The 15,482-nt window shown below is 39.5% G+C and carries 11 protein-coding genes; 10 read left to right on the forward strand and 1 reads right to left on the reverse strand.

From position 1 onward, the window contains the following. The first annotated feature begins 2 nt into the window (after positions 1 to 2). From icmF to ACWPVE_RS10060, 3 genes are all read left to right on the forward strand, one after another. Positions 3 to 3,263, forward strand: coding sequence for a fused isobutyryl-CoA mutase/GTPase IcmF (gene icmF / locus ACWPVE_RS10050; RefSeq protein ID WP_453992936.1), 3,261 nt, complete (start codon positions 3 to 5; stop codon positions 3,261 to 3,263). A gap of 216 nt (positions 3,264 to 3,479) precedes the next feature. Next, positions 3,480 to 4,031, forward strand: coding sequence for a DNA-directed RNA polymerase subunit delta (rpoE, locus tag ACWPVE_RS10055; RefSeq protein WP_453992938.1), 552 nt, complete (start codon positions 3,480 to 3,482; stop codon positions 4,029 to 4,031). A 633-nt stretch (positions 4,032 to 4,664) separates the two neighbouring features. Next, a complete protein-coding gene (locus ACWPVE_RS10060) occupies positions 4,665 to 6,272 on the forward strand; it encodes a CTP synthase (RefSeq protein WP_453992940.1) in 1,608 nt (535 codons plus the stop codon). Between the two features lie 405 nt (positions 6,273 to 6,677). On the opposite strand, the gene ACWPVE_RS10065 is transcribed toward ACWPVE_RS10060, so the two are convergent. Beyond that, positions 6,678 to 7,211, reverse strand: a complete 534-nt coding sequence (locus ACWPVE_RS10065; protein WP_453992942.1) for a DUF2529 domain-containing protein — start codon at positions 7,209 to 7,211, stop codon at positions 6,678 to 6,680. Between the two features lie 255 nt (positions 7,212 to 7,466). On the opposite strand from ACWPVE_RS10065, the gene ACWPVE_RS10070 reads away from it, so the two are divergent. The 7 genes from ACWPVE_RS10070 to ACWPVE_RS10100 all read left to right on the forward strand — a co-directional run bounded on the left by ACWPVE_RS10070 (position 7,467) and on the right by ACWPVE_RS10100 (position 15,469). Beyond that, positions 7,467 to 7,838, forward strand: a complete 372-nt coding sequence (locus tag ACWPVE_RS10070) for a response regulator (protein ID WP_453992944.1) — start codon at positions 7,467 to 7,469, stop codon at positions 7,836 to 7,838. A gap of 335 nt (positions 7,839 to 8,173) precedes the next feature. After that, positions 8,174 to 9,031 (forward strand): class II fructose-bisphosphate aldolase, encoded by an 858-nt coding sequence (locus ACWPVE_RS10075; protein ID WP_453992946.1) that lies wholly within the window; start codon positions 8,174 to 8,176, stop codon positions 9,029 to 9,031. Between the two features lie 787 nt (positions 9,032 to 9,818). After that, positions 9,819 to 11,105, forward strand: a complete 1,287-nt coding sequence (locus tag ACWPVE_RS10080; protein ID WP_453992948.1) for a UDP-N-acetylglucosamine 1-carboxyvinyltransferase — start codon at positions 9,819 to 9,821, stop codon at positions 11,103 to 11,105. 428 nt (positions 11,106 to 11,533) lie between these two features. Continuing rightward, complete coding sequence (gene glpX / locus ACWPVE_RS10085; protein WP_453992950.1) at positions 11,534 to 12,496, forward strand: class II fructose-bisphosphatase; 963 nt, start codon at positions 11,534 to 11,536, stop codon at positions 12,494 to 12,496. A 413-nt stretch (positions 12,497 to 12,909) separates the two neighbouring features. After that, positions 12,910 to 14,199, forward strand: coding sequence for a transcription termination factor Rho (rho, locus tag ACWPVE_RS10090; RefSeq protein ID WP_453992952.1), 1,290 nt, complete (start codon positions 12,910 to 12,912; stop codon positions 14,197 to 14,199). 267 nt (positions 14,200 to 14,466) lie between these two features. Then, positions 14,467 to 14,667, forward strand: a complete 201-nt coding sequence (gene rpmE / locus ACWPVE_RS10095; protein ID WP_453992954.1) for a 50S ribosomal protein L31 — start codon at positions 14,467 to 14,469, stop codon at positions 14,665 to 14,667. Between the two features lie 172 nt (positions 14,668 to 14,839). Continuing rightward, positions 14,840 to 15,469 carry a thymidine kinase gene (locus ACWPVE_RS10100; protein ID WP_453992956.1) on the forward strand — a complete coding sequence of 210 codons (630 nt, stop codon included), beginning with the start codon at positions 14,840 to 14,842 and terminating at the stop codon, positions 15,467 to 15,469. Positions 15,470 to 15,482 lie beyond the last annotated feature (13 nt).

Raw genomic sequence — 15,482 nt, forward strand, 5'->3', positions numbered from 1 at the left:
GAATGAGTACGGTGGAAGTATATCGGCCAAAGCATCATGTTCGGTTTGTGACGGCTTCAAGTTTATTTGATGGGCATGACGCCTCAATTAATATTATGCGTCGCATTTTACAGGCGAGTGGAGCAGAGGTGATCCATCTTGGGCATAACCGTTCGGTAGAGGAAGTGGTGAATGCGGCCATTCAAGAGGATGCGCAAGGTATCGCAATTTCATCGTATCAGGGCGGACATGTTGAGTATTTTAAGTATATGTATGACCTTCTGAAGGAACGGGGGGCTTCCCATATTCGTATTTATGGAGGTGGTGGAGGCGTCATTATCCCTCGTGAAATCAAGGAACTCCATGAATACGGTATTGCTGGTATTTTTTCACCTGAGGATGGTCGCATCTTGGGGCTTCAAGGGATGATTAACAAGATGCTTAAGGAATGCGATTATCCAACTAGTGTTGAGCTTACGGATGAACTTGAGCTTCTTCAAACAGGGGATTACAAAACCATTGCAAAAGTCATTACGATTGCTGAAAATCAAATTGGCAAAACAAACGAAACGGCCGCTACTGCAGAAACCCTTATACAAAAAATAAAAGGTCTCGAAAAAAAGGTGCCTGTTGTTGGAATTACAGGAACAGGTGGAGCTGGAAAAAGCTCGCTCACAGACGAACTCATTCGACGCTTTATGAATGAATTTGACGATAAAAAAGTAGCGATTCTGTCAGTCGATCCAACGAAGCAAAAAACAGGCGGTGCTCTTCTTGGTGACCGTATTCGCATGAATGCGATTTTCTCACCAAGGGTTTATATGCGAAGCCTCGCTACGAGAGGGTCAAAATCAGAATTATCACTAGCAATTAAAGACGCCATCGCTGTAGTAAAAGCAGCTGGGTTTGATTTAATCATTGTTGAAACAAGTGGAATTGGTCAAGGAGATGCCGAAATAACAGAGGTCTGTGACATTTCAATGTATGTCATGACAAGCGAATTCGGTGCACCTTCTCAGCTAGAAAAAATCGACATGATTGATTATGCTGACCTGATTGTTATCAATAAGTTTGAACGCAAAGGCTCTGAAGATGCAAAACGTCAGGTTCAAAAGCAATATCAGCGCAGTCATCTTTTATTTGAAAAAGACTATGAAGAAATGCCAGTGTTCGGTACAATTGCAAGTCAGTTCAATGACCCTGGTACCAATGCTCTATTTGCGAATTTAATCGAAAAAATTAATGAAAAAATGGGCACAAATTGGGAAACGACTTTTGATAAAACAGCAGATGTTCAAAAACAAAATGTGATTATTCCGAATGACCGTCGCTACTATTTACGAGAAATCACAGACACCGTTCGAAATTATCATAAGAAAGCAGCAGAACAAGTTGAAGTGGCTAGAAAGCTATTCCAAATTACGGGTGCGATCGAAAGCGTGAAGGAGCTAGGTAACGAGGAGGTTCTCAACACGCTTGAATCCCTTCGAACCCAATACGAGGCAAAACTTACAGCTGAATCAAAAAGGATTCTGGCAGACTGGGAATCGTTAAAGGAAACCTACAAAGGTGAAAAGTTTATAACGAAGATTCGCGACAGGGAAATTGTGACGCTTTTAAAAACCAAAAGTCTCTCTGGTTTATCAATTCCTAAAATTTCTCTTCCAGGCTTTAAGGATTTCGGGGAAATTTTACGATGGGTTTATAAGGAAAATGTTCCAGGCTCATTCCCTTATACAGCAGGTGTTTTCCCGTTCAAACGTGAAGGGGAGGATCCGAAGCGTCAGTTTGCTGGGGAAGGTACGCCAGAAAGAACGAATCGTCGTTTTCACTATTTATCTAAGGATGATCAAGCGAAACGCTTGAGTACGGCATTTGACTCGGTCACTTTATACGGGGAGGACCCAGCTTATCGCCCAGACATTTTTGGGAAAGTTGGAGAAAGTGGTGTCAGTGTTTGTACGTTAGATGACATGAAAAAACTTTACAAAGGATTCGACCTTTGTGCCCCATCTACTTCAGTTTCAATGACAATTAATGGGCCAGCGCCTATCATACTTGCAATGTTCATGAACACGGCGATTCACCAGCAGGTTGAAAAACGTGAACAGGAACTTGGCCGTATTTTAACAGTTGAGGAATACCAAGAGGTGCGTGCAAAAACTCTGCAAACCGTTCGAGGAACTGTACAGGCAGATATTTTAAAAGAGGACCAAGGTCAAAACACATGTATTTTTTCAACAGAGTTTGCATTACGAATGATGGGGGATATTCAGGAGTACTTCATCGAAAATAAAGTACGAAACTATTATTCGGTTTCAATTTCTGGATATCACATTGCCGAAGCGGGAGCAAACCCAATTTCCCAACTTGCATTCACCCTATCAAATGGTTTCACCTATGTGGAGTATTACTTAAGTCGTGGCATGAAGATTGATGATTTTGCGCCAAATCTGTCATTCTTTTTCAGTAACGGTTTAGATCCAGAGTATACGGTAATTGGCCGTGTGGCACGCCGTATATGGGCAACGGTAATGAGAGATAAATACGGGGCAAATGAACGCAGTCAAAAATTGAAATATCATGTTCAAACTTCTGGCCGTTCTTTACACGCTCAAGAAATTGATTTTAATGATATTCGAACAACATTACAGGCTTTAATGGCACTTCATGATAACTGTAACTCACTTCACACGAACGCATATGACGAGGCGATTACAACGCCGACAGAGGAATCGGTTCGACGTGCGATGGCGATCCAAATGATTATTACAAAAGAGCATGGTTTAACCAAAAATGAAAATCCGTTGCAAGGGTCATTTATCATTGAGGAATTAACGGATCTAGTCGAAGAGGCTGTGCTTCAGGAGTTTGAGCGTCTCAATGATCGTGGTGGCGTTCTCGGTGCGATGGAAACACAATACCAACGTGGAAAAATACAAGATGAATCGATGCACTATGAAATGAAAAAGCATACAGGTGAACTTCCAATTATCGGGGTGAACACGTATTTAAATCCAAATCCGCCAACTGAAGAGGAGTTAAACAATATTGAGCTTGCTCGAGCAACGAAGGAAGAAAAAGAACTCCAAATTAAAAACTTACATGAATTTCAGGAACGAAATAAGGATAAAGTAGACGAAGCATTGAACAAGCTAAAACAGGTTGCCGTAAATAATGGAAATATTTTTGAAGAATTGATGGAAACGGTTAAAGTTGCAAGTCTTGGCCAAATTACACAGGCCCTTTACGAAGTAGGCGGGCAATATCGTAGAAATATGTAGAAAAAGATCGAGGCTGGGTCAAAAAAGAGAGACTCAGCCTTAATTTATGAATACAGTGGCATAAAGTGGTTGATTTTGTTTATAATGAATGATATGTATTTTACAGGCCTTTTTTTATTTTTATCTGAAGCTTTGCATTTATGCGCTTCACCATTTAATATCTCACCACATGCTTTATCATAATTGTAGTTACATACATAGAAAGGGAGTGCCTTGATGAGTCTCGATCAATACACACCAGAGCAATTAAAAGAAATGTCAATGCTTGAAGTAGCGTATGAGATTTTCTTAGGGAGAAAAGACGCGATTACATTTAACGAGCTAGTTGACGAGGTAGCGAAAGTATTAGAGCTATCACAGGAAGAAGTTCAAGCAAAAGTTTCTCAGTTTTATACAGACATCAATATTGATGGGCGTTTCATTACATTAGGAGATAATCGTTGGGGACTTCGTACATGGTACCCTTACGAACAAATCGATGAAGAAGTGACCCACACTGAAAAACCGAAGAAGAAGAAAAAGAGTAAGAAGAAAGATGAGGATGACGATATTCTCGGCTTCGACGATCTCGATGAAGATGATCTTGATTTTGATGAGGATTATGATGAAGAAGATGAAGATCTGGATGACATTGATGAAGATGAAGAAGAATTCGATGACGTTGACGAAGATGAGGATTTCGATGATGACGAAGAGCTCCTTGATGAAGAAGAATATGAGTTAGATGAGGAAGAAGAAGAGGAATTCGAGGAAGAAGAAGAAGACTAAATAAGTGATTCTAGTTTAGAATGAAACTTATTGACTTTTTAATCTTAACTCGGTAGAATACTTTTTGGGCTCTAAAAAAAGAGTATCTACGAAACCAAATGATAAGTTTCGCTCCCTTACATATTGTAAGAGGAGCTTTTTTATTTTATCCAGCATTAACTAGCAGTGAGCCCTTTGTAGGGGAACTGCTATAAAATGCTCGGTTGAGAAGAGCAAAGACTAAGAACGCCATATCCTCTGGTAGCCACGTCTTTATAACCCACATCATGTGGGTCTTAACTAACAATCTGTGTGATAAATACCTTCACAGATTGAAGTTTTACTTTATAGGAGTGTTCGGTTCGGTAAGTGGAATTTAATTTTACCCCCGCACCCAAGAGATTCTTATATCTTGCTCGGCGCCTAACCTCTTTCTGGTAAAGCTACTCGTTAAAAAGGATAAAGGGTATCCTTTTTGCTAGCTTTTTTTTATGCTTGTCGGGCTTACATAGAAAGGGCTGACATCGACGTTGCCACAGAAACTGGCGTAATGAGTCGATGTCTAAAATTTTAGGCGCTTTGCGCATTTCGTTTTATACTATTTCATTATTTTGAGCAAACTTTAACTAATTACATGATTGGGGGAAAAGCAAGATGACAAAATATATTTTTGTAACAGGTGGGGTTGTTTCGTCCCTAGGAAAAGGGATTGTTGCCGCATCTTTAGGCCGTTTATTAAAAAACCGTGGACTGAATGTAACGATTCAAAAATTTGATCCATACATTAACGTTGACCCTGGAACAATGAGTCCATACCAACATGGTGAAGTATTCGTTACGGATGATGGTGCTGAAACGGACTTAGACTTAGGTCACTATGAACGTTTTATCGACATTAACCTAAACAAATACAGCAACGTAACAACTGGAAAAATCTATTCAACTGTATTGAAGAAAGAGCGTCGTGGTGATTATTTAGGAGCAACTGTACAAGTTATTCCACATATCACAAACGAAATTAAGGATCGAGTAATCCGTGCTGGTCATACTACAAATGCGGACGTGGTCATTACTGAAATTGGTGGTACGGTTGGAGACATTGAGTCACTACCATTCCTAGAAGCTGTCCGTCAACTTAAAAGTGATGTAGGTTCTAGCAATGTGATGTATATACATTGTACCCTTGTTCCATACATTAAAGCGGCTGGGGAAATGAAAACAAAACCAACCCAACACAGTGTAAAAGAGCTTCGTAGTCTTGGTATTCAACCAAATATTATTGTTTTACGTACAGAAATGCCGATCTCAGAAGATATGAAGGAAAAAATTGCGCTATTCTGTGACATCGATAAAAGGGCGGTAATTGAGAGCCGCGATGCAGAAACATTATATTCCATCCCATTAACGCTTCAAGCTCAAGGCATCGACCAAATTGCATGTGAGCATCTGAAGCTTGATTGTGGGGAAGCGGATATGACAGATTGGACGAAGCTCGTAGAGAAGGTAACACACCTAACCAAAACAACAAAAATAGCATTGGTTGGAAAATATGTAGAGCTTCAAGATGCATACATATCTGTTGCAGAAGCATTAAAACATGCAGGTTATGCATTTGATGCGGATATCGATATTAAGTGGATTAATTCTGAAGAAGTAACAGATGAAAATGTAGCTGAACTACTTGATGGATCAGACGGTATCTTAGTTCCTGGCGGCTTTGGTGATCGTGGTGTTGATGGGAAAATCGCAGCTCTTAAATATGCGAGAGAGACGAAAACTCCGTTACTCGGTATTTGTCTTGGCATGCAGCTAGCATCTGTTGAGTTTGCTCGAAATGTACTAGGATTAAAAGGAGCGCATTCTGCAGAACTTGATCCAGATACTCCACATCCAATTATTGACCTTTTACCAGAGCAAAAGGATGTTGAGGACATCGGTGGAACACTTCGTCTTGGAATCTTCCCATGTAAAATCGAGGAAGGAACAAAGGCATACGAAGCATATAACGATGAAGTTGTGTATGAGCGTCATCGCCACCGTTATGAATTTAACAATCACTACCGTCAAGAAATGGAAAAAGCGGGATTCGTTTTCTCAGGGACAAGCCCAGATGGCCGCCTTGTAGAAATCATTGAATTGAAAGATCACCCTTGGTTTGTGGCTTCACAATTCCACCCAGAATTTAAATCAAGACCAAACCGTCCACAACCACTATTTAGAGAATTCATTAAAGCATCTTTGACGAATTCTGAAAAACTGTAATTAATGATAGAGAAATGGCGAGTGAATATACACTCGCCATTCTTTGTGGCAAAAATAAGGGCGAAGGTTTTTTCAATCATGTGCTCATCCGATTCTTCATCGAGGTAATGAAGGATTGTTAGTTGTGTGAATTGGGAATTCTGTTCGGTTTAGTCCTTCATCTGAGTTATGGGTATTCGGCGTGAGAAAAATTGAGCAAAGCTCATCATCCTCCTTATGAAAGTGTATTAGTCCTGAAAATGATTCGTTTTTCCTCGGATTTAGCATTCATTAGGAAACACAGAACTTTCGCTTCATAAGGATAGTGAAGAGCATTCCGGCAGGCAGCCCACCAGTTCGTCCTCTTCAAAAGATTTTAAAAAGCTGACCCCAATCTGAACTCAAAACCAAATGCCTCAGACCGATTTATTCAAATTCCTCAATCATTTCTTTGATTGTGAATTTTAATCCGAAATAGGCATAGAGTGCTGTCATGACACTTGGGAAGCCGAATCGGGTACCGACCTCATCTGGGATAAGAGGTTTTTGCAACTTGCTATCAATGTGAATATCAACGACCTTATCCAGTGTGCGTTCCCCCTCAGTTTTTACCTTTGCGGAAATGGCTACTGTTTGAATTCCGCTACTACGAAGTTCTTCTGCAAGCTTTATCGCTTCTTCATCAGTCGAAAATCGAGTAATTAACAAAACGGAGTCAACAGTTTCAATTTCATTCCTTTTTCCATCCGTTAATAATGGTTTTGCTGACTGCAGTGGTTCAGCACCAAATAAGGCTTCGGTAGTAACAGCTGCCATTTCGCCAAAACCATGGACCCAAATATTCCCATCACTAATGACGGATTGGGCAAGAATTCGTGCGCCATCCTCCATATTCATTTCTTCATGTTCCATAATTCTTTTAAATTGTCCCTGAAGTTGGGTTGTAAATATTTTCAACATAAGCGAAAAAATCCTCTCTTTATGATTTGCTTGTTCCTTATATGTACATTATAACGTTATACGAAAAAAACAAGAAATAAAGTCGGATTTTGTCGATAGATATGTTTCGGCCAATGAAACAAAAAGTTTTCTGGATAAAAAGAAGGAAATTTGTTACTGATAATAGAATAAAACTTAATAATGATATAATAATTTTAGAAAAAGAAAACAATTAACCTATTATTTTTATCTATTTTTAAAGGGGGTTTTTTAAGAATGTCAGAGAAAATCTTAATTGTGGATGACCAATACGGAATAAGAATACTGTTAAATGAAGTTTTTCAAAAAGAAGGTTACAAGACATTCCAAGCGGCTAATGGAGTACAAGCAATTGATATCGTTCAGAAACACTCTCCAGATTTAGTCTTGCTCGATATGAAAATCCCTGGGATGGACGGGATAGAAATTCTAAAAAGACTAAAAGCAATTGATCCAGAAATTCGCGTGATTATCATGACTGCTTACGGTGAACTGGATATGATTCAAGAAGCAAAAGATTTAGGAGCGCTCACTCACTTTGCAAAGCCGTTTGACATCGACGAGCTGCGTGAAGCAGTGAGAGCAAATATCCCGTTAAAACACGAATAAAAAACATAAAATTTACAAAAGCCCATTCTTATCAAAATGTAAACGGTTCATTGTAAAAGTGTGAAAAAAAGGTCTATTGCGAAATCAAAATCTTGTGATATGCTTATTACTGTATTGGTGCTATTCCTAGACACAAAGGGCATTTTTGTGTGTTTTTTGTGTGCGAACTTCTAATGTAAATTACATATTATGAATATGTTTCGGTCATTCTAGTAGGTGACACGAAATCTTTGGAATAGGTATACAATTGCCCGGTGATTCATGCCGTGGTTCTATGTGTATGAGGGAAAATCCTGTTATACACAATAAATACGGTACAAGAGGAGGAAATTCACATGCCTTTGGTTTCAATGAAAGAAATGCTTGAAAAAGCAAAAGCAGAAGGGTATGCAGTAGGTCAATTCAACTTAAACAATCTTGAGTTTACACAAGCTATTTTACAAGCTGCACAAGAAGAAAACTCACCAGTAATTCTTGGTGTTTCTGAAGGTGCTGGCCGTTATATGGGTGGATTCAATACCGTTGTTGCAATGGTAGAAGGACTTATGGAAGATTACAACATAACTGTTCCAGTTGCAATTCATCTTGACCATGGTTCTTCATTTGAGAGCTGTGCAAAAGCGATTCATGCTGGATTCACATCTGTTATGATCGATGCTTCTCATCACCCATTTGAAGAGAACGTTGCAATTACTTCTAAAGTAGTTGAACTAGCACATTTCCACGGAGTATCTGTAGAAGCTGAGTTAGGTACTGTTGGTGGACAAGAAGATGATGTAATCGCTGAAGGTGTTATCTATGCAGATGTAAATGAGTGTGTTGAACTTGTTAATCGCACTGGCATCGACTGCCTAGCGCCTGCATTAGGTTCTGTTCACGGTCCTTACAAAGGTGAACCAAATCTTGGTTTCAAAGAAATGGAAGAAATTGGACAAAAAACAGGTTTACCACTTGTACTTCACGGTGGAACTGGTATTCCTTTAAAAGATATCCAAAAATCAATTTCTCTTGGAACAGCTAAAATCAATGTAAACACAGAAAACCAAATTGCTTCAGCAAAAGCAGTTCGTGAAACTTTAGCTGCTAAGCCAGAAGAGTATGATCCACGTAAATACTTAGGACCTGCTCGTGATGCAATTCGTGAAACTGTTAAAGGCAAAATGCGTGAATTTGGTTCTTCAGGTAGAGCGTAAGAAACCTTTTTCCATTAAATTCGTCTAATTAAATAAATCGAAGAATGCTCTTCGATACATATAGAAAAGCCGCTTATTTCCAGTTATTTCAAAGTGTAATTTGGAGATAGTGGCTTTCTTGCGTTATAATAAGAAAAGCGAAAGGCGCTTGTATATCGGCGACAAGCACAAGACAGACACTGACAGAAGGCGCTTTGTGCCTTCCGAAGTGAATGGCTTGTGACCTCGAGCCGCTAGCGCCTGTAGCTAGAAACAAAAAAGAACAGGAAGGATCATCATAATTCCTTCCAACGAAATGAGAGTTAGGGGTAATTACAGCTAATAATCAACACAAAAAAGGATTGGAAGGAGCTGATTTGCGTAACTTACCCAAACCTATAAAAACCGTAACCATTTTTCTAAGGATAGACTTTAGACCTTCATCAAGAAATGCCTCAAACTTATAATCTCAGGTTAATAGTAAAAGCACTACTTTTGTAGTGTGATTTTCACCCTAAAAAAATGAACCATACTAGGTGTATTTGATTGTTTTTTGAAAAAATTATAAAATGATATATGATTTTTAGTTTTTCGTGTAAACTAATAAGGAATGCTTGTACAATTATGTAGGTTAAATGTGTTAAAATATACCATTAATAAGTGAAGTGCCGTTACAAATATGTGACGTAAATAAGGGAAAAGGACTGCCATACGTTTGTTTTCATCCTGAAAGTGTTGGACTTGTTATATCCGTAGCATCCAGGGTTTCCCTTACAAAACCGTCATCTTCGCTAGAAGGGAGCCACATATGGAAAAACTAAAAATAGCAGGCGGTTATCCATTAAAAGGAACTGTAAAAATTAGTGGGGCAAAGAATAGTGCAGTTGCCCTCATCCCAGCAACGATCCTAGCTGAAACGCCAGTTACAATTGAGGGTCTACCAGATATTTCAGATGTGCAAATTTTAGGTGATTTGCTTGAAGAAATTGGTGGCCATGTTTCGATAAATAAAGAAGAAGTGTACGTTGACCCATCAAATATCGTGTCAATGCCATTACCGAATGGAAAAGTGAAAAAGCTTCGTGCATCCTACTATTTAATGGGAGCGATGCTTGGTCGGTTTAAAAAAGCGGTTATTGGTTTGCCAGGTGGATGTCACCTAGGACCAAGACCAATTGACCAACATATTAAAGGGTTTGAAGCTCTTGGAGCAAAAGTGACAAACGAGCAAGGTGCGATTTACCTTCGTGCGGATGAATTAAGAGGTGCACGTATTTACCTTGACGTTGTCAGTGTAGGTGCAACGATTAATATCATGCTGGCAGCAGTACGTGCAAAAGGCCAAACGGTGATTGAAAATGCTGCGAAGGAACCTGAAATTATCGATGTTGCCACATTATTAACAAGCATGGGGGCAAAAATTAAAGGTGCGGGAACTGATGTCATCCGAATCGATGGTGTTGAATCCCTACAAGGTTGCCGCCACACGATCATTCCTGACCGTATTGAAGCTGGTACATATATGATTGTTGGTGCCGCAATGGGCGAAGGAGTATTAATTGATAATGTGATCCCACTCCACTTGGAATCCTTAATTGCGAAGTTCCGTGAAATGGGTGTAACCGTAGAAACAAGTGATGACCAAATATGGATAGCTGGAAATAAAGATTTAAAAGCAGTAGATATTAAAACACTTGTGTATCCTGGGTTTCCAACGGACTTACAACAACCTTTTACATCTTTGCTCACAAAAGCAAGTGGAACAGGCGTTGTAACAGATACTATTTATAGTGCAAGATTTAAGCATATTGATGAACTTCGCCGTATGAACGCACAAATCAAAGTCGAAGGCCGTTCAGCTATAGTGACGGGACCTGTTCAATTACAGGGAGCAAAAGTAAAAGCAAGTGATTTGCGCGCAGGTGCATCACTTGTTGTTGCAGGCTTAATGGCTGAAGGTGTAACAGAAATTACTGGTCTAGAACATATAGACCGTGGTTACAGCCATTTAGAAGAAAAACTAACAGGACTTGGTGCAACGATTTGGCGAGAAAAGTTAACAGAAGAAGAAATCGAGCAAGTACAAAATTCATAGAAAAACATCAGCAACTTGCCTAAAAACGAGTTACGTCTTGTGGCGTAGTCGGTGTTAGCACTACCTATGCTTCAGACCTTAGCTGAAAGAGACGTTGCTTTTTCAATATCCTAGTCGCTGGGTTTTGACAGAATTGAATAAAAATTTATCACTCCCACTACAAAAAGTGGGAGTTTTCATGTATCCTTAAAAGTAAAGTGAAAGCGAGTGCATAGTGACGTATCAATGGGATTGAATCCTTAGGAGAAAGTAAAACTTGGGAAGCATAGCGATTCGATGTTAAGCTGATTTTCCAAAGGGTGTTAGATATCTCATAAGTCAACTACGAGCTGGAACTAGATAGTCAAAACGAAAGCGCTTAACACTGGCGTTAGGTAGCACAAATTTTTATCAAAACGAAGAACTGTTATCGCAAGGGGGAAAAAGTCATGGAAAGAAGCTTATCGATGGAGCTAGTACGTGTAACAGAAGCAGCAGCATTGGCATCAGCCCGTTGGATGGGACGCGGTAAAAAAGATGAAGCAGATGGAGCAGCAACCTCTGCGATGAGAGATGTATTCGATACGATACCAATGAAGGGACAAGTTGTTATTGGTGAGGGAGAAATGGACGAAGCCCCAATGCTGTACATTGGTGAAAAACTTGGAAACGGTTACGGTCCGAGAGTGGATGTTGCTGTTGACCCACTAGAGGGAACCAATATAGTTGCATCGGGTGGGTGGAATGCATTATCGGTGCTGGCGGTTGCCGATCACGGAAATTTACTGCATGCCCCAGATATGTATATGGACAAAATTGCTGTTGGCCCTGAAGCGGTGGGTTCAATTGATATTAATGCACCGATTATTGACAATCTAAAAGCGGTGGCAAAAGCGAAAAACAAGGATGTTGAAGATGTAGTAGCGACTGTACTAAACCGTCCTAGACATGAGCATATCATTTCACAACTTCGTGAAGCGGGTGCTCGTATTAAGCTAATTAATGATGGTGATGTAGCAGGCGCAATCAATACTGCATTTGATCATACTGGTGTCGACATTCTGTTTGGTTCTGGTGGTGCTCCAGAAGGAGTGCTATCAGCGGTTGCTTTAAAATGCTTAGGTGGAGAAATACAAGGTAGACTTGTACCGCAAAATGATGAAGAACTAGCTCGTTGTCATAAAATGGGACTTGATGTTTCAAAAGTACTCCGCATGGAAGACTTAGTTACGGGTGATGACGCTATTTTTGCAGCGACAGGTGTTACTGATGGAGAGCTTTTACGTGGGGTTCAATTTAAAGGTTCGATTGGCACAACACATTCTCTTGTCATGCGTGCAAAGTCAGGAACAGTGAGATTCATAGATGGTAGACATAGCCTTAAGAAAAAACCAAATCTAGTAATTAAATAGAGTTGAAGCGAGTCTTGTGCTCGCTTCTCTTGATTTGAATATAGACAACGTCAAAATTCTATCAAAATAATGGTATTGATTAAAAATACGAGAATAGGGTAAAATAGGTTAAGACTATCGATAATCGTTTTCTTCTACCTATTTCACAATTAGGGTCTCGTCATGCATCCAAAAAAACGAGCCCCGTGGTAAAACTTCTCAATCCTCAAAATGCTTCTACTTCATTCCATCCATTTCGCAACATATGAAATGTTTCATAGTGTCTCTATTTTTTTGGAGAGAAAAATCTTAAAACGCTTTTATATGATGGACGAATGAATTAATCATACAAATCAATCAATTGGAGAGCATTTACGAGCTGTAGAAATGATATCTTTTAAAGTAAATTATATAAAACAAAGAGTGGTGTACGAATGAGTATTACAATTTCAAGTTTGGAAAACATGAAGCTTAAAGAATTATATGAATTAGCGCGGGAGTATAAGGTTTCGTACTATAGCAAATTAACGAAGAAAGAATTGATTTTTGCTATCTTAAAAGCGCGCGCTGAACAGGATGGCCTTTTATTTATGGAGGGCGTTCTCGAAATTATTCAATCAGAAGGATTTGGATTCTTACGCCCAATCAACTATTCTCCTTCTTCAGAGGATATTTATATTTCTGCATCTCAAATCCGCCGTTTTGACTTAAGGAACGGGGATAAAGTATCAGGTAAAGTGCGTCCTCCGAAGGAAAACGAACGCTATTACGGACTTCTTCACGTTGAAGCTGTAAACGGTGAGGACCCAGAAACAGCAAAAGAACGTGTTCACTTCCCTGGTCTAACACCTCTATATCCAGATCGCCAAGTAGTGTTAGAAACAAAGCCAAACCATATTTCCACACGTATAATGGATATTTTGGCACCAGTTGGTTTTGGTCAACGTGGGCTTATTGTAGCTCCACCAAAAGCTGGTAAAACCATGCTTATTAAAGAAATCGCAAACAGCATTACAACAAATCATCCAGAGGCTGAATTGATTGTATTGTTAATTGACGAACGACCAGAAGAAGTAACAGATATTGAACGTTCCGTTGCAGGGGACGTTGTCAGCTCAACATTTGATGAGGTTCCAGAAAACCATATAAAAGTTGCTGAATTAGTCCTTGAAAGAGCGATGCGTCTTGTTGAACATAAACGTGACGTCATCATTCTTATGGATAGTATCACACGTCTTGCAAGAGCCTATAACCTTGTAATTCCACCAAGTGGTCGTACGCTCTCAGGGGGGATTGACCCAGCTGCATTCCACCGCCCAAAGCGATTCTTTGGTGCTGCGAGAAACATTGAAGAAGGTGGTAGCTTAACCATTTTAGCAACTGCCCTTGTTGACACAGGATCTCGAATGGATGATGTTATCTATGAAGAGTTCAAAGGTACGGGTAACATGGAACTTCACCTTGATCGTTCTCTAGCGGAACGTCGGATTTTCCCTGCACTCGATATACGCCGCTCTGGGACAAGGAAAGAAGAGCTTCTTATTGAAAAAGACAAACTGGATAAAATTTGGGCAATTCGTAAAGCAATGTCAGATCAACCTGATTTTGCAGAGAAGTTCTTACGCAGACTTAAGCAAACTAAGACAAATGCAGAGTTCTTTGAAATGCTTGAAGCAGAAAAGAAAGCGGCAGCTGCAAGAAGAAGCAGTAAATCAGAAAGTTAAGTGTGGATGAGAATGTGACTAGAATCTGTTTGGAAAAAATAATGCGATTTAGCGATTTTTAACAGCAGGATTAAGTTGCAATTCATGGAATCACTTGTTATAATTTCAACATGTGCGTTTTAGGTATTAGATGATTTCAAAATGAAAATGAAATCGATGTGTTGTTTTCATTGAATGTTTTGGCATCATTTCAAGATTGTCCAAGCAATTTTGCTAAAACGTAACTCTGTTTCGATTAATGATTCAGGGCGGAAGGAGATGAGACGAATGAAAGCAGGAATTCATCCAAACTATAAAAAAGTTATGGTGAAATGTGCTTGTGGAAACGAATTTGAATCTGGTTCTGTAAAAGAAGAGTTACGCGTTGAGGTTTGCTCAGAGTGTCACCCATTCTATACTGGCCGTCAAAAATTCGCTGATGCAGGTGGACGTGTAGATAAATTCAACAAAAAATACGGTATTAAATAATATCGTTTTGAAAAGCCAAAAACAGGCAAGTTTTTTCTTCTTGCCTGTTTTTTGTGTGTTAGAACCATTTTTTCGCAATCATTTTTATACCCTCGTATAAATAAATCCTCTAACTTACAGTCAATCTATTGACTCAGGTAATTCAACCGAGGAAAGGAAGGACTCAGGTTCCATGTATATTATGAAGCAAAGTGGCTGGCTTGAAGTAATTTGTGGAAGCATGTTTTCAGGAAAGTCCGAAGAGTTGATTCGACGTGTACGTCGTACTGAATTTGCAAGACAATCCGTTCAGGTGTTTAAGCCCCAAATTGATAATCGATATAGTGATAACTCAGTTGTCTCTCATAATGGGACATCCTTTATCGCCAAACCAGTAGCAACCTCCGCTGAGATCTTGAAGGAGGTATCAGCAGATACAGATGTAGTTGCAATTGATGAAGTACAATTCTTTGATGATGAGATTGTGGAAGTTGTACAAGTTCTCGCAAACCGTGGTCATCGTGTTATTGTAGCGGGCTTGGATCAAGACTTCCGTGGCGAGCCATTTGGAAAGGTACCAGAGTTGCTTTCACTAGCAGAGCTTGTGACAAAGCTCCAAGCAGTATGCTCTGTATGTGGTTCACCATCAAGCAGAACACAACGTTTAATCAATGGAAAACCAGCTTCCTATGATGATCCAGTTATTTTAGTAGGCGCGTCTGAATCGTACGAGCCACGTTGCCGTCACCACCATGAAGTGCCAGGAAAACCAATCCAAACTTCCGTGATAAATCAGGATTCTGTTGATATATCACGTAAATAAATAAATGAATGTT

This window comes from Bacillus nitroreducens (assembly GCF_964021195.1).

Coding starts and splice junctions, on each gene's coding strand:
- ACWPVE_RS10080 (WP_453992948.1), top strand. CDS start 9,819: ATGGAAAAACTAAAAATAGCAGGCGGTTATCCATTAAAAGGAACTGTA.
- glpX (WP_453992950.1), top strand. CDS start 11,534: ATGGAAAGAAGCTTATCGATGGAGCTAGTACGTGTAACAGAAGCAGCA.
- rpoE (WP_453992938.1), top strand. CDS start 3,480: ATGAGTCTCGATCAATACACACCAGAGCAATTAAAAGAAATGTCAATG.
- ACWPVE_RS10065 (WP_453992942.1), bottom strand. CDS start 7,211: ATGTTGAAAATATTTACAACCCAACTTCAGGGACAATTTAAAAGAATT.
- ACWPVE_RS10075 (WP_453992946.1), top strand. CDS start 8,174: ATGCCTTTGGTTTCAATGAAAGAAATGCTTGAAAAAGCAAAAGCAGAA.
- rho (WP_453992952.1), top strand. CDS start 12,910: ATGAGTATTACAATTTCAAGTTTGGAAAACATGAAGCTTAAAGAATTA.
- ACWPVE_RS10060 (WP_453992940.1), top strand. CDS start 4,665: ATGACAAAATATATTTTTGTAACAGGTGGGGTTGTTTCGTCCCTAGGA.
- ACWPVE_RS10100 (WP_453992956.1), top strand. CDS start 14,840: ATGTATATTATGAAGCAAAGTGGCTGGCTTGAAGTAATTTGTGGAAGC.
- icmF (WP_453992936.1), top strand. CDS start 3: ATGAGTACGGTGGAAGTATATCGGCCAAAGCATCATGTTCGGTTTGTG.
- rpmE (WP_453992954.1), top strand. CDS start 14,467: ATGAAAGCAGGAATTCATCCAAACTATAAAAAAGTTATGGTGAAATGT.
- ACWPVE_RS10070 (WP_453992944.1), top strand. CDS start 7,467: ATGTCAGAGAAAATCTTAATTGTGGATGACCAATACGGAATAAGAATA.